Source organism: Bacteroides sp. 224 (assembly GCF_010500995.1).
Lineage (GTDB): Bacteria > Bacteroidota > Bacteroidia > Bacteroidales > Bacteroidaceae > Bacteroides.
The window spans coordinates 90,975-111,820 of sequence record NZ_QVMK01000003.1; the positions used below are offsets into that span (position 1 = coordinate 90,975).

A 20,846-nucleotide genomic window follows, 5' to 3' on the forward strand; every position below is an offset into this window, starting at 1 on the left:
GTTACCTATTCAGCCAGAGTTTCGGGTTCAATTGTTCTCTCTCTTTTCGGAGTTGGAAGTGCAGAACTGTGCGATTGTTATCTCGACTGTCCGAGAATATCTTCCCGAGGGTAGCGCCCGTTTTCACCTTATCTCCCTGCTTAACAGTAGGTTTAGATATATTAAAGTACACAGAGATATAGTTCCCGTGACGAATCAGTATATTATAAAGTATTTTCCCCCTGAGTTGAAACACACCACTTATTTCTCCATTAAAAATGGCGCGGGCTTCCGCACCGGGTTTAGCCTGAATATCAATTCCTTTTTTATCGAGTTCCACACCACCCAATCCATCCACTTTATATTGTCCATAATTTCCTAAGATAGTATATGGTCCTGTAACCGGAACAGGAAGTTTACCCTGGTTGTTGGCAAACGAGCCGGACAACTCACGGTCGGCCTTATTCATAGTAAAACTGCCCATAGGAGCAACTTTAGCAGTTGCCGGTACTTTCTCTCCGGCAGCAATTGCTTTTTTACGGGCTTCTTCGGCTTCTTTTCTTGCTTCGTTCTCGGCCAATTTACGAACGCGTTCTATTTCTTCGGCAATGAGTTTATCTACTCGGTCATTGAGTTGTCTGGCTTCTCTTTGCTTTCTTGTTAACTCAGCCTGCAATCCTTTTTGCTTCTTTCGCAGGTTAACAACAAGTGCTCTTTGCTGCTTTTCTTGTTCTTCCAAACGCTTGCGCTCGCGTTCGCGTTCTTTCAGCAGATTCTCTTTGGCTTTCTTAGTTGCCAGAAGTTCTTTCTTCTTCTTGTTTACCTCTTCCTGTTTAACCAGCAGTTCTTCTCCCTGCAAGCGTTGGTAGGTGGCATATTCATTCACGTAGCGTAGCCGACGGTAGGTTTGCCCCAATGATTTAGCCGAAAAGATAAAAAGGAGCTTTTCTTCTACAGTTCTATTTTTACGAAGGTATTGCACAGAGGCTTCATACTTCTGCTTTTTATCGGTAAGGTCGAGTTCGAGTTTCTTTAATTGCTTCTCTAAGGAGTTAGTCTCGCGGTTGATGGCTTCTATATCATTGGTTACTACCTGGATATAGCGTTTTCTCTCATTTATCTGTCCGGTGAGTGTGGCGAGTGTATTTAGTTGTCCTGTCACATCCTTTTGAGTGGTAGTAAGCAACATTTCCGAATCTTGTATTTGTTTGTGAAGCGCAACTCTCCTACTCTCCAGCTCTTTAATCAAATCATTGGTTTGAGCTGATAGCGAAATACTGCAAATCAATATCACTAACAAAAACAAGAACTTCTTCATCACTCTCCTTTTAATTTCTCTAATATCTCACTTAAACTTACCGATTGATATTTAGTAGGAATGGCAGTTGGAGCCAACTCCTGTGCATTTACAGAAATACGAGACAACTCCATACTCACCTTAGCAGTTTTGGAGGAGTTCTTCAAAAGAATTTGCATATCCGAAGGAAAGGTGGTTTGCCCGGCTTCTACAAATTTATCGTATAGCCAGTTAAGGCTATAGCCTGTATCGGCAACACCTATCTCGCTGGATACCAAACGATTGTTTACCCTTGATGTAACAAACGAATAATCGAACTTCTTACTTTTCCGGGTAAAGAGTATATTATCTGCGCTCATAGGCATGGCTCTGAACGAAGAAAAATCGCGACGCTTAAATTCTGTTTTTCCCGCCACAAAGAAAGAGTTGGTAAACAAAGCCTGCAAAGTAGCAAAATTGATATCCGTACCAAACATGGTATGCAGTTCCTCTACCGGAACGTCCGCATAACGTTTATTCATTCGGTCGATCACCAATACCCGATCCGGTGATATTTCTATCCGGGCAGCTTCCGAACGTATAATGGGGATTAATAAAGAAATCTGAATCAACTCATCATGTTGCATCTTCAGATAACCACTCAGCGAAACATCTCCTCTCCTGGCAGGAAGAGTTAACTTTAGCCTGGACGAGAAAGATTCAAAATCAGGTGTATTATTAATCACTGCTTCTAAAAGCTCCCCACCTTTTAGTCTGATACCGTTATCAACCGTAGAAACAGTTTTAGAACTCTTACAGGCAGATAACATAACGACTACCACACCCAGGTATAATGCTGTCTTTATATACTTTTTCATTCTGCAATGTATTTCTTTCTTTTAATCTTCTTCTTCAATGTTTTCGATTCACTGCCCATTTCTTCGGCTTTCTGCCAGTGCTTGAGTGCGCCTTCCACATCTCCGGCCATATAGTAAATATCACCGGCATGCTCTATTATCACATCGCTTCCTTCTCCATCATTCTGCAAGGCCTGATCTATGTAGATGCGGGCTTCGGAATAGTTTTTCTTCTCGAATAATATCCAGGCGTATGTATCCAGATAGGTAGAATTAGTAGGTTCTGCCTTCACTGTTTTATAAGACATCTCTGCGGCTCTGTCTAAATCTCTGCGCTCTATTGATAAATAGTAGGCATAGTTGTTCAGTACGGGAATGTTATTTGCGTTATATATCAAGGCCGAATCATAAGCTGCAAAAGCTTCTTTCATCTCTTTCTTGGAATGGCGAATATCTCCAATCATATTATAGAAGTCAGACACCAATTCCTTATTCGTTTCGTTTGTTACCTGCAATAATGCTTTCTGATAAACATTCAGAGCATCATCCAACCGCTCTGCCTGATAGTAAGCTATGCCTAAGTAGTAATAGAACTCTATACTCTCCGGCGAGGCTTCAATGCCCGGCTCGCAGATACGTATCACCCAATCAAAATCATTTTTATTAATGGCTTGGCCGAGCAACGTTAGTCTGGCGGCTGTATTTGTGGGGTCTAACCGAAGAATATGTTCCAATACCGGCACGGTTTCTTCTTGCATCTGCTTAGACAACAAATACTGCACATAAAGCATCGGGATTTGTGTATCGTCAGCATCTTGCTCTATAATCTTGTCGAACATCTGTATAACACGTATGCTATCGCCCCCAGCCTGGTTATTGCGTATTACCAGTTGACGCATCAAATTCATTTTCAGGTTGGTATCTACTCCTTTATTCAGCAAAAGGGTATTAATTTGTTGCTCATAGAGTTCTTTCTGCCCTGTTTGCTCATAATAATTGGCCAACGAGTAAAGCGCTTGCGGGTTAGTAGGCTCAACCGATAAGACTTTCCGGTAAGTTTCGTAAGCCTGCTCCTTTTTATCGTTTTGCAAGTAAACATCTCCTAAAATCGTTAGATAACGCATATCTAAAGGATACTCTTTTACCAGCCCTTCTATTTCGGCAAATGCTTTCTTATCGTCTTTTATCTGGAGGTAGATGCGAAACTTCTCCATAGTGATTTGCTCGTTTTTACCGGCTTTATCTTCTAAAAGATCGAGCATTTCAATCAGCTTTTCGTAATTGGAGGCATCTCCATAAATGTCGATCAATGCAAACAAAGGATCTTGCTTACCGGGGAAACGCACCATCATCTGCTTATACAATTCTATTGCTTCTTCTGTTTTTCCTTCTCGCTGATAGTATCCGGCTAATGCCTGATTATACCAGTAGTTATCCGGATCACCTTTGACGGCACCTTCCAAAGCAGCTTCGCCCAATTCTTTTTGGTTTAAGAATAAGTAATACTGAGCTATTTCGTAGAGGGCAGAGGGTGCATCGGGTTGTATCTCTAAGCAATGCTTATAAAGCTCAAAAGCGGCAGCATACTCTTTTTGAGATTTCAAACGAGTAGCTTCCAAAAAATAATAATCATATTTGCGTTGACGCTCTGGGTCGTCGTCCATCCGAAACGAACAGAACAACAGGCACGCTGCCAACAGTAAAGACGAACGCAATAAATATATCATTCTATAGCTATTTATATCTTTTCATTATTAAACTCCTGTATGCCCAAAGCCGCCGGCTCCGCGTTCAGTTTCGTCCAGCACTTCTACTTGCTCCCATTCGGCTTGTTCGTGACGGGCAATAACCATTTGTGCAATACGTTCACCATCCTCAATAACAAACGATTCGGAGGATAGGTTTACCAGAATAATACAAATTTCTCCGCGATAATCGGCATCAATCGTGCCGGGCGAATTAAGTACAGAGATTCCTTTCTTAATAGCCAACCCACTGCGAGGGCGCACTTGTGCCTCGAATCCTTTAGGCAGAGCAATATATAACCCGGTAGGCACCATACAACGTTGCAAGGGTTCCAGAGTGATAGGGGTATCTATATTGGCGCGAAGATCGACTCCGGCAGACAATTCTGTGGCGTAAGCCGGTAGCGGATGTTTTGACTTATTTACAATCTGTATTTTCATGTTTGAAGGGATTTACATTATTAATTTTGCGAAAGTAACTAATTTGCCTCTATTTTCCGTACATTTGCGTTTTTAAGTTAAGAAGATTTTAAGTATTTAAGTATTTAACCGACTAATTATGAAGTGGGATAAGCTAATATCCGCCAAACGTTTCGGCATGGAAAGTTACCATGAGAAGCGTGAAGAGAATCGTTCGGAATTTCAACGCGACTACGACCGACTGATCTTCTCGGCTCCATTCAGAAGATTACAAAATAAAACCCAAGTATTTCCATTACCCGGCAGTGTATTTGTGCACAACCGACTGACACATAGCCTGGAAGTTTCCTGCGTAGGTCGTTCATTGGGGAATGATGTAGCCAAAATCCTTCTGGCAAATCAGCCCGACCTCAAAGCGACATTTATTTCGGAGATTGGTTCTATTGTTTCGGCAGCATGCTTGGCTCACGACCTTGGAAACCCTCCTTTCGGACATTCGGGCGAACGCGCCATTTCCACTTATTTCTCGGAGGGGAAAGGACTCGATTTAAAGAATAAATTATCGCCCAGAGAATGGATGGATATTATCCGTTTCGAAGGAAATGCCAACGCGTTTCGCCTGCTTACCCATCAATTCGAAGGAAGACGTAAAGGTGGCTTTGCCCTTACATACTCTACACTGGCTTCGATTGTTAAATACCCTTACTCTTCTGTTTTTGCCAATACAAAGCCTAAATTCGGATTTTTCACCACCGAAGAAGAGAGCTTCCGCTGCATTGCCGAAGATTTAGGACTTAAAAAGATTTGCGACCAGCCATTAAGATACAGTCGCCACCCCTTAGTTTATCTGGTAGAAGCCGCCGACGATATTTGTTATCAGATTATGGATATTGAAGACGCTCACAAGCTGAAAATCCTTACCACCGATGAAACAATGGGATTACTCATGAGCTATTTCGGAGAGGAAAGACAAGCCAGAATGAGGAAAACATGTCTTTACGTAACCGATGTAAATGAGCAAATAGCCTATTTACGTTCTTGCGTTATAGGTCTTTTAATTGGAGAGTGCACCCGGATCTTTGTTGAGAATGAAGAGAAGATATTAAACGGAACATTCGAAGAATCGCTCATTAAGCACATCTCGCCAAGAGCTAAAGAGGCTTACCAGTACTCTGCCGAGCTGTCTGTAGATAAGATTTATCGTTCAAAAGATGTTTTGGATGTGGAGCTTGCCGGTTTCCGGATCATCAGCACCCTTCTTGAACTAATGATAGAGGCCGTTACCTCACCCCAGAATGCCTATTCTAAATTATTGATTGATCGCGTATCCGGTCAGTATCATATCAATTCGCCAACACTCTACGGAAGAGTGCAGGCTGTATTGGATTACGTTTCCGGCATGACGGATATTTTCGCGCTCGACCTCTACCGGAAGATCAACGGAAACAGTCTGCCGGCTGTATAAAATCAATTACCGTTCTTCTTATAGAACACTTTATTGGCTCCGGAAGTAATTTTGCAGTCGAAAGGATCGTTCTTTACAAACGATTCGATATGGCGCATGCGTTTGTCTTCCAGAATTTCATCAACGGCTATTAGTATGCCGGTTTCCTCCACATCGCCAAAGCCATAGTTAATAGCTGTGCCAAACATACGCATGGTAGGGCTCAAGCTCATATAAGCATTTACCAAAGGAGGTATATTGAAACCTAATTTACGGATTTCTCCATTCAAAATACGATAGTCTTCTTTGAATGTTTCTTTATCAAATAGTTTGGCCAAATCTGCTTCATCTGCTTCCATTTGCAAGGGGCGCAAAGGAGTAATCAGGCTATCTTTATCTTGGAAATGTTTTTTGAGGAAGTAAAGAATCATATCGCGTCCTTGGCGGTGATAGCTTGGATACATGGTTACTTTTCCGAAGAAGTATTTTACTTCGGGCATGATAACGGTCAACGCTCCCAGCCCGTCCCACAGATTATCCAACGCAAAAAGCCCTTTGCTTCCGGCGCGGGAAGACTGATATTCCAGGGTTACGAAAGAGCGTCCCAGTTCAATAGTCACCGGAAGATAATCCTTCACAAACTTATCGGAGAAATTAAACATGTGAGAAGTAGCCAGAATAGGATGCCCATCCTTATCGAACTCTACATCTGTGCCTAATATATACCGGTATCCACCCAGAATTTCTTCGGCTTCGGGGTTCCATACAATCAGTTGCTTGTACGGATTCGCCATAGTATCGTACTCATCAATATCAATAGCAAGCCCTGTTCCTCCTCCGGCAGCGCGAAAAGCAATTTCCCTTAAACGTCCAATCTCCTTCATCACATTCGGAGAATCATGGTGTGTAATGATATAAATCTGGTTATGACTTTTATTAGTCATTCTCAAACGCTTCTCTTCGGTCAACTCCGCTTTAAGAATCTCTTTGCTTATCGGTGCAATAATTTCTTCCATATACTTTTAATTATCCTCTCTCCCTTGGTTATTTCTAATCTTTTAATTTGTACACTTCCTCTTTCACGCATTCAGCCCACTGAATAGGCGTTTTAGACTTATCGAATGTTTGCCAAGGAATAGGTTTTCCAAAAACAACTGTAAATGTTTTATGTCTATTCTTAAACATTTCGTCTACCAAATAGAGCATTGCCACATTGAATTTAATCCTCAGTTTTTTACAAAGATTTGCTAAATTATAAAAAAAATCGGAATTACGTCCCTCAAAATAGATAGGAACTACATCCCGTTGTGTTTGTATACTCTTTACTATAAAAGTTTTAGACCAGGCTAAATCGCGTATCTCCCCATTTTTTTGTCGCCTGGAGCATAGTCCTGCCGGGAACATAATTAACTGATTATCAGATTTAAACCCGGCCTCTACCATCAGCGGAAAGTCTTTGGCTTGCTTGCCTGTTTTATTGATGGGAATAAACAAGGGGGCAAGTCCTTTTACGTTCATCAATATATCGTTCACCAAATATTTCACTTTTCCGTTATAGTATTTGCCTATCACATAGCCAAGAGCTACTCCATCTTGCCCACCCAACGGATGGTTAGACACAAAAGTAAACAGTTTATCTTTGGGTAAATTCTCCAGCCCTTTTACTTCAACACGGGCATCCAGAAACTCCAGACAGGCTTCGAGGAAAGGCACACCGGGCTCTACATCTTTCGATTCACGCAAGAATACATTTATCTCATCCTGATGAACTATTTTCTTCAGATAAGAGATCAGAAACTTTGGGATATATTTATAATGCTTCGGAGCCTTATTTCGAAGCACGCCATCTATATCAATCAGAAATAATGAATCGTCGGTCATTCTTTTAAAAAAAAGTATCTGCAAATTTAGTCGAACTTTTTATTTATAGCAACAAAGTACCCTAAAAAAACGGCAAATAAGGCAAAAGGATCGCGTTATTTACCATCGAAAGAACTCCCTTTTCAAATTGCCGGTAGCATTTCACTCATTTGCCGGTAGCATTTGCATGGATTGCCGGTAGCATTTTATTCATTTCTTAGTATCTGTATTATATTACTTCTTCTTCTTTATATATTGCTATAAGGTCGCTATAACGAACGCTATACTCTTTTCACAAACTTAATTACACAAATTATCGCGGCAAACAAGCATCAAAACATCAAGATAAAAGCCAAAGATAGCATTTTTACTCCTTTTCATCGGCAATTTAAAAAGCAGATGCAGTATTTCAAAATTCGCTAAAACAGACATACAGAAATCAAAATAAAAAGTAAATACGATGCGTTTTAGCAAACCGCCTTAGTTACCAACAAGTTATCAACAGGGTGTTGATAAAAATATTAGTGGCTGGAAGTGGGGAATTGTGGAGAATTGTGTAACTTTACATTCAAATCCTAATATAATAAGGAATAGATGGCCAACTTTCTTGGAAATATCGAAGCTAAAGCGGATGCAAAAGGGCGAGTTTTCATCCCGGCTCAATTCAGAAAGCAGCTGCAAAGCTACTCTGAAGAGAGACTCATTATGCGCAAAGATATTTTTCAAGATTGCCTTACGCTCTACCCCGAGAGTGTATGGAACGAAGACTTAAATGAGTTAAAAGCAAAGCTAAGTAAATGGAACGCAGTTCACCAACAAATTCTGCGCCAATTTGTTAGTGATGTAGAAATAATAACACCCGACAGCAACGGGCGCATTCTCATTCCTAAACGGTATCTTCAATTAGCCGGTATCGAAAGCAAAGTTCGCTTTATTGGAGTGGTGAATAAGATCGAAATCTGGGCAAAAGAAAAAACAGAAGCACCATTCATTAATCCGATGGATTTAGGCGGCATGCTTCAGGATATAATGGGTGATAACAAAGACAACTTGCAATGACGACATCCGAAGAAATAACATATCATGTACCTGTTCTCCTTAAAGAGAGTGTTGATGGAATGAACATCCAACCGGATGGCATTTACGTAGACGTAACCTTTGGAGGCGGAGGGCACTCGAAAGAGATTCTTTCCCGATTGGGGAAAAACGGGAGGCTACTCAGCTTCGATCAAGACGAAGATGCCGAAAAAAACATTGTGAATGATCAGCGCTTCACCTTTGTGCGAAGCAACTTCCGATATCTGCCCAATTTCCTGAAATACCATCAGATAGAGCAGGCAGATGCCATTTTGGCCGACCTTGGCGTATCATCGCATCACTTTGATGATAGTGAACGGGGATTCTCTTTCCGATTCGACGGAGCGTTGGATATGCGAATGAATAAACGCTCGGGCATAACCGCCGCAGATGTTGTGAACAATTACGGCGAGAAAGAGCTGGCCGACATTTTTTATCTGTACGGAGAGCTTAAAAACAGCCGGAAGCTGGCTTCGATTATTATTAAAGAGCGAGCCAATAAGAAAATTAAAACCATCGAAGAGTTCTTAACCATCATAAAACCTCTTTTCGGTAGAGAAAGAGAAAAGAAAGAACTGGCTAAAGTGTTTCAGGCACTTCGAATTGAAGTGAATCATGAAATGGAAGCACTGAAAGAGATGCTTTTAGCGGCTACGGAAATGCTAAAACCGGGAGGTCGATTGGTTGTTATTACCTATCATTCTTTAGAAGACAGAATGGTGAAAAACCTGATGAAAACGGGCAATATTGAAGGTAAACAGCATCAAGACTTCTTCGGGAACATACAAACGCCTTATAGACTCATTACCAACAAAGTAATTACTCCCAACGAGGAAGAGATTGCAAGAAATCCACGGTCGCGCAGCGCCAAACTAAGAATAGCAGAAAAGAAATTAGAACAATAAATAATATCAGCCAACAAAGGAGGTAAAACTATGGAAGAGAAGAACACAACCGAGAAAAAAAAGAAAAAAGGGCCTTCTCTGAAAAGTATTTTAGGAGGAGACATCCTGGCTGCCGGTTTTTTAGACAGAAACAAGGGACTCATTGCTCTACTTGTTTTATTGGCTATTGTGTACATTCACAATCGTTATGCCAGCCAACAGCAGTTGATCGAGATAGATCACCTGAAAAAAGAACTGACAGACATCAAATACGATGCCCTTACCAGAAGTTCTGAATTGATGGAAAAGAGCCGTCAATCCAGAATAGAGGAATATATATCAAAGGAAGAAAGCAGTTTGCAGACTTCTACCAATCCACCGTATATTATTAAATAATTATACTGAAACGACTGTGGCAAACAAGAAAAACATAATGACTCGCTATTTCTTCGTAATCCTTGTGATGGGATTAATAGGAATAGCTATTATCGTAAAGGCAAGCATTATCATGTTTGGCGAGCGAGAATACTGGAAAATTGTGGCCAATCGCTTCGTAAATGAAAATGTGATTGTTAAGCCTAATCGCGGCAACATACTATCGGCAGATGGTAAACTGATGGCAAGCTCTCTTCCGGAGTTCCGTATATACATGGACTTTAAAGCCGGAAAAGCGAAACAAGATACTGCCTTAATGAACCATTTAAACGAAATCAGCGAAGGTCTGCATCGTATATTTCCCGATAAAACAGCCGCGCACTTCAAAAACCATATATTAAAAGGCCGGAAAGCCGGAAGCCGGAACTACCTGCTCTATCCTAAACGCATATCGTATATTCAATATAAGCAAGCCAAAGAGTTGCCTGTTTTCTGCTGGAAAAAAAATATTGGTGGATTTCATGAGCAAGTATTCAACCAACGGAAGAAACCTTTCGGTTCATTGGCCAATCGTACGTTAGGCGATGTATATGCCGACACTGCGCAAGGTGCCAAAAACGGAATTGAATTAGCCTTCGACTCTATATTGAAAGGTAAAAACGGCATCACTCGCCGCCAGAAAGTAAAAAACCAGTTCCTCAGCCTGGTTGAGATTGCACCGGTAGACGGCTACGACGTAATCACTACCATTGATGTAGGCATGCAAGATATCTGCGAGAAAGCATTGGTAGATAAGATGAAAGATATTAATGCCTCCGAAGGTGTGGCTATATTAATGGAGGTTTCTACGGGAGACATTAAGTCTATCGTAAACATGAATAAAGGAGCTGATGGAGTATACCGCGAAACGCGTAACGGAGCCATCAGCAATATGATAGAACCGGGCTCTACCTTTAAAACCGCCTCTATTATGGTGGCTTTGGAAGATGGAGTTATCACCCCCGAAGATGGTGTAGACACCGGAAACGGAATAAAGATAATGCATAAACGCCCCATGCGCGATCATAACTGGCGAAGAGGCGGTTATCAATACCTCACGGTTCCGCAGATTCTAATGGTTTCGTCTAATATTGGTGTTTCTTCTCTCATAGAAAAGCACTATGGCAAAAACCCCGGCAAATTTGTAGACGGGCTTTACCGCATGAGCCTCCACGAACCATTGGGGCTGCAAATTGCCGGAGAGGGTAAACCCAACATACGCCATCCCAAATCGGGCAGATGGTCGAAAACGGCTCTTCCCTGGATGAGTATAGGGTACGAAACACAGATTCCTCCCATCAATACGCTCGCCTTTTATAATGCAATAGCCAATAATGGGGTAATGGTGAAACCGCGGTTTGTAAAAGGGATTGCCCGCAACAGCGAAATGGTAGAAGAATATCCAATAGAGGTTATTAACCCTTCTATTTGCTCCAAACGCACATTGAATCAGATACAAGATATCTTGGTGAAAGTGGTAAGCGAAGGGTTGGCAAAGCCGGCCGGTTCTTCTCAATTTCTGGTAGCCGGGAAAACCGGAACCGCACAGATATCGCAAGGAGCAGCAGGATATAAAACCGGAACTGTTAACTATCTGGTTAGCTTCTGCGGTTACTTTCCGGCAGATGCCCCTAAATATACTTGCATTGTTGCTATTCAAAAACCCGGGCTTCCGGCTTCGGGAGGTTTAATGGCAGGAAGCGTTTTTGGTAAAATAGCCGAGAGGGTAATGGCTAAAAACATCCGAAAAGACATAAAAATGGCTATCGACTCTACCAGTGTGGTTATTCCGGATGTAAAAGCCGGAGAAATGATTTATGCCAAACAAGTGCTGGAAGACTTAAAAATAAAAACTCAAACAGAGTTTAAAGCAAGAGGGCAAAAAGAAATTTGGGGAAATGCTCAGGCAATGGCCGAATCGGTGGTGCTGGAATCCAAAGAGTTAAACGAGAACATCATTCCCAGTGTGATAGGTATGGGAGCCAAAGATGCTGTTTACTTGTTGGAAAGCAGAGGACTCAAGGTAAACATATCCGGTGTAGGGAAGGTAAAGCGCCAATCCATCGCACAAGGAAGCAAAGCTGTTAATGGGCAAACCATTGCTCTTCAACTTAACTAATTATTATAAACATGATACTAAGCGAGCTACTACAGAAAATTCAACCAATCCGAATCGTAGGCGATACGGACAAAGATATAACAGGGGTGAATATAGACTCTCGTCTGGTTGAATCCGGCCATTTATTTATGGCCATGAAAGGCACTCAAACAGACGGACACGCCTATATACCAGCTGCTCTTCAAAAAGGAGCAACTGCCATTTTATGCGAAACACTTCCGGAAGAGATCAATAATGCCATCACCTATATTCAGGTAGCAGATAGCGAGGATGTGGTAGGCAAAGTAGCCACTACCTTCTACGGCGACCCAACTACCAAGATTGATTTGGTAGGGGTAACGGGTACAAATGGTAAAACCACCATCGCCACCTTATTATATAACCTGTTTCAACACTTCGGATATAAAACCGGGTTGATTTCTACCGTATGCAATTACATTGACGATGAAGCCATCCCCACAGAGCATACCACCCCAGACCCTATCACCTTAAATAAACTTCTGGGACGCATGGCGGATGAGGGCTGCAAGTATGTTTTTATGGAGGTTAGCTCCCATTCCATCGAGCAAAAGCGCATTAGCGGACTTAAATATGCAGGGGGTATATTCACCAACTTAACACGCGATCATATTGATTACCATAAAACAATGGAGAACTATCTGAAAGCAAAAAAGAAGTTCTTCGACGATATGCCTAAAAATGCATTCAGCCTGACAAACCTGGATGATAAGAATGGTTTGGTAATGACCCAAAATACACGCTCCAAAGTTTATACTTACTCGCTGCGTAGCTTGAGCGAGTTTAAAGGTCGTATCCTTGAATCTCACTTCGATGGAATGCTGCTTGAGTTTAACAATAAGGAGTTTTTCGCCCAATTCATCGGTAAATTCAATGCTTCCAACTTATTGGCGGTATTTGGCGCAGCCGTTTTATTAGGTAAGAAAGAAGAGGATGTATTATTGGCATTAAGCACATTGCACCCCGTAGCCGGACGCTTTGATGCACAACGCTCTCCAAGCGGATACACCGCCATCGTTGATTATGCCCACACCCCGGATGCTTTGGTAAATGTACTAAACGCCATTCATGAAGTGCTGGAAGGCAACGGAAAAGTAATCACCGTAGTAGGCGCAGGCGGCAACAGAGATAAAGGGAAACGCCCTATCATGGCCAAGGAATCGGCCCGGTTGAGCGACAAGCTTATCATCACCTCCGACAACCCTCGCTTCGAAGAGCCGCAAGACATCATCAATGATATGTTGGCAGGTTTGGATGCCGAAGATCGCAAAAAGACCATCAGCATTACCGATCGTAAAGAGGCCATCCGCACAGCCGCCATGCTTGCAGAGAAAGGAGATGTTATACTCATTGCCGGTAAAGGACATGAGACTTACCAGGATATTAAAGGAGTAAAACATCATTTTGACGATAAAGAGATTATTAAAGAGATATTTCAACAGCAGTAACAAACACAAAGCAATCAATCAACAAGAATTATGTTATACTATTTATTCCAGTGGCTTCAACAATTCGATCTTCCGGGAACAGGAGTATTCAATTACGTTTCGTTCCGCGCATTGATCGCTGTGATTCTATCTCTGCTTATATCCAGTATATTCGGAGATAAATTCATCAATCTGCTGAAACGCAAACAGATTACCGAGGTTCAGCGCGATGCCAGAATCGACCCATTCAACGTAGGTAAAGTAGGTGTACCAAGCATGGGGGGAGTTATTATTATTGTGGCCATTCTTATACCTTGCTTGTTGTTGGGTAAGCTTCATAATACATATATGATTCTGATGCTTATCACCACAATTTGGTTGGGAGCTTTAGGTTTTGCCGATGATTACATCAAAATATTCAAGAAAGATAAAGAAGGGCTACATGGTAAGTTCAAGGTTATCGGACAAGTAGGGTTGGGCCTAATCGTTGGGCTTACATTATACCTGAGCCCAAATGTGGTTATCCGCGAAAACGTGGAAATACATAAAGAAGGACAGGGAATGACCGTAGTTCATGGCACAGAGGCCATTAAGTCTACCAAAACCACCATCCCTTTCTTTAAAAACAACAACCTGGACTATGCCGACTTGGTTAGCTTCTGCGGAGAATACGCACAAACTGCCGGTTGGATTCTATTTGTAATTGTCACCATATTTGTGGTTACTGCCGTATCTAACGGAGCCAATTTAAACGATGGAATGGACGGAATGGCTGCGGGTAATTCCGCAATCATAGGACTGACGCTCGGGATACTGGCTTATGTATCCAGTCACGCCGCCTTTGCCAGCTACCTGAACATCATGTTTATTCCGGGTAGCGAGGAACTGGTAATCTTTATCTGCGCATTTATCGGAGCGTTAATCGGTTTCCTTTGGTACAATGCATTCCCTGCTCAGGTATTTATGGGCGATACGGGTAGTTTAACCATTGGTGGGATTATTGCCGTATTTGCCATTATCATTCACAAAGAGCTTTTAATCCCTATACTTTGCGGAGTTTTCCTTGTAGAAAACTTATCGGTAATCTTACAAGTGAATTATTTCAAAAGGGGGAAAAAGAAAGGCGTGCGTCAACGTATATTCAAGCGCACCCCTATTCACGATCATTTCCGTACAACGATGGCTCAACTCGATCCGAATTGTACGTATATGTTTACCAAGCCAACCAATGTATTCCATGAATCAAAGATTACGGTTCGATTCTGGATTGTAACTATTGTATTGGCAGCTATTACAATTATTACTTTAAAGATAAGATAATTTGAGTTTATAGTTTTGAGTTTGTAGTTTATACAAGAGCAAATAAGTATATATCACAATCTCAAGAACTACAAAAGGCATCCAAAAACTATAAACTATAAACTAAAAACAATAAACTAAAATGAGAATAGTTGTTTTAGGAGCAGGCGAAAGTGGATCAGGAGCAGCCGTCCTGGCCAAAGTGAAAGGGTTCGAGGTATTCGTATCCGATATGTCTGCGATTAAAGATAAATACAAGGAATTACTCGCCAAATACGATATCAGTTGGGAGGAAAACCAACACACCAAAGAGCTTATATTGAATGCGGACGAGGTAATTAAGAGCCCGGGTATTCCTAATACCGCCCCCATCATTCGGGAGTTGGAGGAATTAGGCACACCCATTATCTCCGAAATTGAATTTGCAGGAAGATACACCAATGCAACCATGGTATGTATTACGGGTAGTAATGGCAAAACAACAACTACCAGCCTCATCTACCACATATTCCAAAGTGCCGGATTGAATGTGGGGTTAGCCGGAAACATCGGAAGAAGCCTGGCTCTGCAAGTAGCAGAAGAGAACCACGACTATTACGTCATTGAGTTAAGCAGCTTCCAACTGGATAATATGTATAACTTCCGTGCCAACATAGCCGTATTGATGAACATCACCCCCGATCATCTGGATCGGTACGATCATAATATGCAGAACTATGTAGATGCTAAGTTCCGTATCACTCAAAATCAAACACCGGAGGATGCTTTCATCTTCTGGAATGACGACCCCATCATTAAAAGAGAGTTGGATAAGCATGGCATTCAGGCGCACCTCTACCCTTTCGCTGCAATGAAAGAGCAGGGAGCCATTGCATACGTCGAAGATAATGAGGTGGTAATTAACGAGCCTATCGCCTTCAATATGGAACAGGAGAAACTGGCTCTCACCGGAACCCACAATTTATACAACTCATTAGCTGCCGGATTATCTGCCAACTTAGCCGGTATCACCAAAGAAGATATCCGGAAAGCCTTGTCGGATTTTAAAGGGGTAGAACATCGGTTAGAGAAGGTGGCGCGCGTACGCGGCATTGAATTTATCAATGACTCCAAAGCCACCAACGTAAACTCCTGCTGGTATGCTCTACAAAGCATGCCTACCAAAACCGTACTGATTGTAGGCGGCACCGACAAAGGGAACGATTACACCGAAATAGCCGATCTGGTTCGGGAAAAATGCCGCGGATTGGTATTCCTGGGAGTCGATAACTCCAAGCTACACACATTCTTCGATAGCTTTGGTTTACCCATAGTAGACGTAAAAAGCATGAAAGATGCCGTAGCAGAAGCCTACAAGATGGCCGAGAAAGGAGATACCGTATTATTAAGTCCTTGCTGTGCCAGCTTCGACCTCTTTAAGAATTACGAAGACCGGGGCAATCAATTTAAAGAATATGTAAGGAAGCTATAATTCTTAACTCTTAATTTTTAATTAGAATGGATTTACTAAAGAACATATTTAAAGGCGACAAGGTAATCTGGATTATATTCCTGTTCCTGTGCCTGATATCTGTTATAGAGGTATTTAGTGCTGCAAGTACACTTACTTTTAAGAGTGGCGACCATTGGGGACCTATTACACAACACACCTTCATGCTGATATCGGGTACGCTGATTGTGATACTCTTTCACAACATTCCTTATAAATGGTATCAGGTATTTCCGGTATTTCTGCTTCCTCTATCTCTGCTGCTGCTCGCATTTGTTACTGTGATGGGGGTAGTAACAGGCGATCGTGTAAACGGTGCAGCCCGTTGGATGACTTTCTTCGGCATTCAGTTCCAGCCTTCGGAGTTGGCAAAGATGGCGGTTATTATAGCGGTATCCTTTATACTTTCCAAAGGACAGAATGAGAATGGTGCCCACCCCAACGCCTTTAAATACATTATGTGGGTAGTGGGAATTACTTTTCTGTTGATTGCTCCCGAAAACCTGTCAACAGGTATTCTGCTCTTCGGGGTGGTATTTCTGATGATGTATATCGGGCGGGTGGCTGCCAAGAAATTACTTGTATTAGTAGGTATCATTGCTGCTTCTGTTTTATTATTGGGTGCTGTGGTTCTGGCTGTTCCTAACAACAGTGATCTACCTTTCCTTCACCGTCTTGGAACATGGAAGAACCGTATAGTCAACTTTACCCAAGATGATAAAGTGCCGGCAGCCAAATTCGATACTGATAAAGACGGGCAAATAGCTCATGCACGCATAGCCATTGCCACCAGCAACGTGATAGGAAAGGCACCGGGCAACTCGGTACAACGAGATTTCCTCAGCCAAGCCTTTTCGGACTTTATCTTTGCTATCATAATAGAAGAATTAGGATTATTGGGAGGAGGATTTGTAGTCTGCCTCTACATCTGGCTACTGGTACGAGCGGGGCGTATAGCCAAGAAATGCAATCAAACATTCCCGGCTTTTCTGGTGATGGGCATTACTCTTCTATTGGTTTCGCAGGCTATACTTAATATGATGGTGGCTGTGGGTTTATTCCCTGTTACCGGGCAGCCGCTCCCCTTAATCAGTAAGGGAGGTACAAGTACGTGGATTAACTGTGCATATATTGGTATGGTTCTCGGCATCAGCCGATACACGGCACGCTTAACCGAAGAACAGAAAAGGTCTGAACTGCCCTTGCAAGATCAAGAGTCTTTTGAAACAGAAGCTATAATTGGAGCAGCAGAACCCACTGCCGAAATATTAAACAGTGATACTAAATTCGAGTAACACCTAAACATGAAAGAAATGAAAGATAATATAAGAGTCATTATAAGCGGAGGAGGAACAGGAGGACATATCTTCCCGGCCATTTCCATAGCCAACGCCATCAAAGAGCAGTTCCCCAAAGCCGAAATCCTGTTTGTAGGAGCCGAAGGCAGAATGGAAATGCAGCGCGTGCCCGATGCCGGATATAAAATCATTGGTTTACCCGTAGCCGGATTCGATCGTAAACGACTTTGGAAGAATATCTCTGTACTTATTAAACTCTTTAAGAGTCAGCGGAAAGCCAAACAAATAATCAAATCCTTCAAACCGGATGTTGCCGTAGGCGTAGGCGGTTATGCCAGTGGCCCGACATTAAAAATGGCCGGTACAATGGGAGTACCTACACTTATACAGGAACAAAACTCCTACGCCGGAGTCACCAATAAGCTCTTGGCTAAAAAAGCACGAAGAATTTGTGTGGCCTACGAAGGCATGGAGAAGTTCTTCCCTAAAGAAAAAATAGTATTGACCGGAAACCCTGTTCGGCAAGACTTATTGCATCCTAACATTTCCAAAGAGCAGGCGGTTAGTAAGTTCGGACTCGATCCTAACAAAAAAACCATCCTGATATTAGGTGGAAGTTTAGGTGCACGAACCATCAATCAGTCTGTTATTGCGCATCTTGATTCCATCAAAGAATCAGCCGTACAATTTATATGGCAAACCGGAAAGATTTACTTTGAGCAAGCCAAAGAAGCCGTACAACAGGCAGGCGAAATACCCAACCTCTTTGTATCGGACTTCATCAAAGATATGGCTACCGCATACACGGCTGCCGATTTGGTTATTTCCAGAGCCGGTGCCGGTTCTATATCCGAGTTTTGCCTGCTTCATAAGCCGGTGATTCTGGTGCCTTCGCCGAATGTGGCCGAAGATCACCAAACAAAGAACGCCATGGCATTGGTAGATAAACATGCCGCCATTTATGTGAAGGATGTGGAAGCAGTAGAGAAACTAATCCCAACCGCTTTCAACACCATAAACAACGAACAACAATTAGCTGAACTTAGTACCAATATTACTAAGCTGGCCCTTCCCGACTCTGCCAATATCATTGCCCGGGAAGTTTATAAATTGATAAAGGAATAATATGAATATAGAAACTATAAAATCAGTTTACTTCGTCGGAGCAGGAGGTATCGGAATGAGCGCGTTGGTTCGCTATTTCCTTTCTAAAGGAAAAATCGTAGCAGGATATGACCGCACCTCCAGCGAGTTGACCGAATTATTAAATAAAGAAGGAGCCTCTATTCATTATACAGATGATATAGCACTTATCCCCGAAGCCTGTTTAGATAAGGAAACCACCTTGGTGGTGATGACTCCGGCTGTGCCTCAGGATCACTCCGAGTTGACTTACTTCCGTACACATGGGTTCGAAATTCAGAAACGGGCGCAAGTATTGGGCACCATTACCCGTTCAAGCAAAGGGTTGTGTGTAGCCGGTACGCATGGTAAAACAACTACTTCTACCATGACGGCTCATTTGTTCTATCAGTCGAATGTGGGGTGTACGGCTTTCTTGGGAGGAATCTCTAAAAACTATCACACCAATTTATTGCTTTCGCAGGTAAGCCCGTTCACGGTGATTGAGGCCGATGAGTTCGACCGTTCTTTCCATTGGTTATCGCCTTATATGTCTGTTATCACATCCAGCGATCCGGATCATCTGGATATTTACGGAACCGAAAAGGCTTATATGGAGAGCTTCGAGAAATATACTACACTTATTCAACCGGGAGGGGCATTGATTATCCGCAAAGGCATTGCACTTCAACCCCAGGTACAAGAGGGAGTAAGCGTATATACCTATTCCAAAGAGGAAGGAGACTTCCACGCAGAGAATATCCGTATTGGAAACGGAGAGATCTTCTTCGACTTCATTACTCCGGATGAACGTATAAACGATATACAATTAGGTGTACCCGTAAGCATCAACATAGAGAACGGAATAGCCGCCATGGCACTGGCTTACTTAAACGGAGTAACTGCCGAAGAAATACGAACAGGCATGAAAACCTTTAAAGGGGTAGACAGACGGTTCGACTTTAAAATAAAAACAGATAAACTGGTATTCCTTAGCGATTATGCGCATCATCCTTCCGAGATTCTGCAAAGTATCTCTTCCTTGCGCGAGCTGTACCGGGATAAGAAAATAACTGTGGCTTTTCAACCGCATCTATATACGCGCACGCACGATTTCTACAAAGAGTTTGCCGATAGTCTTTCTTTAGCCGATGAGGTTATTCTGCTGGATATTTATCCGGCACGCGAGCAACCGATACCGGGTGTAACAAGCGAACTGATCTTCCAAAACATGAAGCCCGAAGTAGCAAAGAGTATGTGCAGCAAAGAGCAATTAGTAGATGTTTTGAAAGAGAAAGAAATAGAAGTATTACTAACATTAGGTGCAGGAGACATCGAAGATTATGTATCCCCTATTGCTAAAATGTTGGAGAAAAGATTATGAAAAAGATTCTTCTTTTATTAGTGATGTTACTGATTATGGGCTACCTCGTTGTAGCCATTACAGCCTTTAATGTGAAACCGAACGAGCTGGTTTGCAAAGATATTGAATTGCTTATCAAAGACTCTGTGAATGCAGGGTTTGTAACCAAGAAAGAAGTAACAACCATCTTAAAGAAGAAGAATATGAACCCGGTGGGTCAATGTATGGAAAGTATCGACTCCGATTCGTTAGAGAAAATACTTTCTAAGCATCACCTTATTGATGAGGTGGAATGTTATAAAACACCCAGTGGAAAACTATGTATAGAAGTTACACAGCGTGTTCCCATTCTGCGGATAATGAGTAGAAACGGAGAGAACTATTACATCGACAACAAAGGCAACATTATGCCTTCCGAAGCTAAATGCATTGCCCACTTAGCCGTAGTTACAGGAAATGCCGATAAGAAATACGTAATAGACAAGTTATATCCGTTTGCCTTATTCATGCAGAAAAACAAGTTCTGGAATGCGCAGATCGAACAGATAAACATCGTATCCGGACAAGAAGTAGAGTTGGTGCCGCGCGTGGGCGATCATATCATCTTCTTGGGCAAGATTGATAATTACGAAAACAAGTTGAGCAAACTGAAAGAGTTCTACCGGAAAGGACTTAATAAAGTGGGTTGGAACAAATACAGCCGCATCAGCGTTGAATTTGAGAACCAGATTATTTGTACCAAAAAAGAAAATTAA

The 20,846-nt window shown here is 42.2% G+C and carries 18 protein-coding genes; 12 read left to right on the forward strand and 6 right to left on the reverse strand.

Going from position 1 to position 20,846, the window contains the following annotated elements; all coding sequences use genetic code 11:
* Nucleotide 1 precedes the first annotated feature (1 nt).
* Genes D0T60_RS03005 through dut form a run of 4 tightly spaced genes read right to left on the reverse strand, consistent with a single transcriptional unit; the run spans nt 2 to nt 4,298 of the window.
* Nucleotides 2-1,297: a murein hydrolase activator EnvC gene (locus D0T60_RS03005; RefSeq protein ID WP_163216668.1), complete on the reverse strand. Its 1,296-nt coding sequence runs from the start codon at nt 1,295-1,297 to the stop codon at nt 2-4.
* Nucleotides 1,297-2,133 carry a DUF4292 domain-containing protein gene (locus D0T60_RS03010; RefSeq protein ID WP_163216669.1) on the reverse strand — a complete coding sequence of 279 codons (837 nt, stop codon included), beginning with the start codon at nt 2,131-2,133 and terminating at the stop codon, nt 1,297-1,299. Before D0T60_RS03010 ends, D0T60_RS03005 begins: the two co-directional genes overlap by 1 nt.
* Entirely contained in the window at nt 2,130-3,839 is a 1,710-nt protein-coding gene (locus D0T60_RS03015) for a tetratricopeptide repeat protein (protein WP_163216670.1), read from the reverse strand. Before D0T60_RS03015 ends, D0T60_RS03010 begins: the two co-directional genes overlap by 4 nt.
* A gap of 27 nt (nt 3,840-3,866) precedes the next feature.
* A complete protein-coding gene (gene dut, locus D0T60_RS03020) occupies nt 3,867-4,298 on the reverse strand; it encodes a dUTP diphosphatase (RefSeq protein ID WP_163216671.1) in 432 nt (143 codons plus the stop codon).
* A gap of 118 nt (nt 4,299-4,416) precedes the next feature.
* Between dut and D0T60_RS03025 the strand changes: the two genes are divergently transcribed.
* Nucleotides 4,417-5,742 carry a deoxyguanosinetriphosphate triphosphohydrolase gene (locus D0T60_RS03025; RefSeq protein ID WP_163216672.1) on the forward strand — a complete coding sequence of 442 codons (1,326 nt, stop codon included), beginning with the start codon at nt 4,417-4,419 and terminating at the stop codon, nt 5,740-5,742.
* Between the two features lie 2 nt (nt 5,743-5,744).
* On the opposite strand, the gene D0T60_RS03030 is transcribed toward D0T60_RS03025, so the two are convergent.
* Together D0T60_RS03030 and D0T60_RS03035 are read right to left on the reverse strand one after the other, a co-directional pair.
* Nucleotides 5,745-6,737 carry a GNAT family N-acetyltransferase gene (locus D0T60_RS03030; RefSeq protein ID WP_163216673.1) on the reverse strand — a complete coding sequence of 331 codons (993 nt, stop codon included), beginning with the start codon at nt 6,735-6,737 and terminating at the stop codon, nt 5,745-5,747.
* Between the two features lie 34 nt (nt 6,738-6,771).
* Nucleotides 6,772-7,602 (reverse strand): 1-acyl-sn-glycerol-3-phosphate acyltransferase, encoded by an 831-nt coding sequence (locus tag D0T60_RS03035; protein WP_163216674.1) that lies wholly within the window; start codon nt 7,600-7,602, stop codon nt 6,772-6,774.
* Nucleotides 7,603-8,175: 573 nt separating this feature from the next.
* On the opposite strand from D0T60_RS03035, the gene mraZ reads away from it, so the two are divergent.
* The 11 genes from mraZ (at nt 8,176) to D0T60_RS03090 (ending at nt 20,846) form a co-directional block, all read left to right on the forward strand.
* Nucleotides 8,176-8,640, forward strand: a complete 465-nt coding sequence (gene mraZ, locus D0T60_RS03040) for a division/cell wall cluster transcriptional repressor MraZ (RefSeq protein ID WP_163216675.1) — start codon at nt 8,176-8,178, stop codon at nt 8,638-8,640.
* Complete coding sequence (gene rsmH, locus D0T60_RS03045; RefSeq protein ID WP_163216676.1) at nt 8,637-9,563, forward strand: 16S rRNA (cytosine(1402)-N(4))-methyltransferase RsmH; 927 nt, start codon at nt 8,637-8,639, stop codon at nt 9,561-9,563. The genes mraZ and rsmH overlap by 4 nt, the downstream gene beginning before the upstream one ends.
* A gap of 30 nt (nt 9,564-9,593) precedes the next feature.
* Nucleotides 9,594-9,938 (forward strand): FtsL-like putative cell division protein, encoded by a 345-nt coding sequence (locus D0T60_RS03050; RefSeq protein ID WP_163216677.1) that lies wholly within the window; start codon nt 9,594-9,596, stop codon nt 9,936-9,938.
* A gap of 37 nt (nt 9,939-9,975) precedes the next feature.
* Nucleotides 9,976-12,075, forward strand: coding sequence for a penicillin-binding protein (locus D0T60_RS03055; RefSeq protein WP_163216678.1), 2,100 nt, complete (start codon nt 9,976-9,978; stop codon nt 12,073-12,075).
* An 11-nt stretch (nt 12,076-12,086) separates the two neighbouring features.
* Nucleotides 12,087-13,541 (forward strand): UDP-N-acetylmuramoyl-L-alanyl-D-glutamate--2,6-diaminopimelate ligase, encoded by a 1,455-nt coding sequence (locus D0T60_RS03060; protein WP_163216679.1) that lies wholly within the window; start codon nt 12,087-12,089, stop codon nt 13,539-13,541.
* Between the two features lie 30 nt (nt 13,542-13,571).
* Complete coding sequence (mraY, locus tag D0T60_RS03065) at nt 13,572-14,840, forward strand: phospho-N-acetylmuramoyl-pentapeptide-transferase (protein WP_163216680.1); 1,269 nt, start codon at nt 13,572-13,574, stop codon at nt 14,838-14,840.
* Nucleotides 14,841-14,961: 121 nt separating this feature from the next.
* Nucleotides 14,962-16,290 (forward strand): UDP-N-acetylmuramoyl-L-alanine--D-glutamate ligase, encoded by a 1,329-nt coding sequence (murD, locus tag D0T60_RS03070; protein ID WP_163216681.1) that lies wholly within the window; start codon nt 14,962-14,964, stop codon nt 16,288-16,290.
* A 26-nt stretch (nt 16,291-16,316) separates the two neighbouring features.
* Nucleotides 16,317-17,603, forward strand: a complete 1,287-nt coding sequence (locus D0T60_RS03075) for an FtsW/RodA/SpoVE family cell cycle protein (protein WP_163216682.1) — start codon at nt 16,317-16,319, stop codon at nt 17,601-17,603.
* Nucleotides 17,604-17,621: 18 nt separating this feature from the next.
* Nucleotides 17,622-18,731: an undecaprenyldiphospho-muramoylpentapeptide beta-N-acetylglucosaminyltransferase gene (gene murG, locus D0T60_RS03080; protein ID WP_163216683.1), complete on the forward strand. Its 1,110-nt coding sequence runs from the start codon at nt 17,622-17,624 to the stop codon at nt 18,729-18,731.
* Nucleotide 18,732: 1 nt separating this feature from the next.
* On the forward strand, nt 18,733-20,112 hold the full coding sequence (gene murC, locus D0T60_RS03085) for a UDP-N-acetylmuramate--L-alanine ligase (protein WP_163216684.1): 1,380 nt from the start codon (nt 18,733-18,735) through the stop codon (nt 20,110-20,112).
* The gene (locus tag D0T60_RS03090) at nt 20,106-20,846 is read left to right on the forward strand and encodes a cell division protein FtsQ (RefSeq protein ID WP_163216771.1); all 741 of its coding nucleotides are present in this window, start codon (nt 20,106-20,108) and stop codon (nt 20,844-20,846) included. The genes murC and D0T60_RS03090 overlap by 7 nt, the downstream gene beginning before the upstream one ends.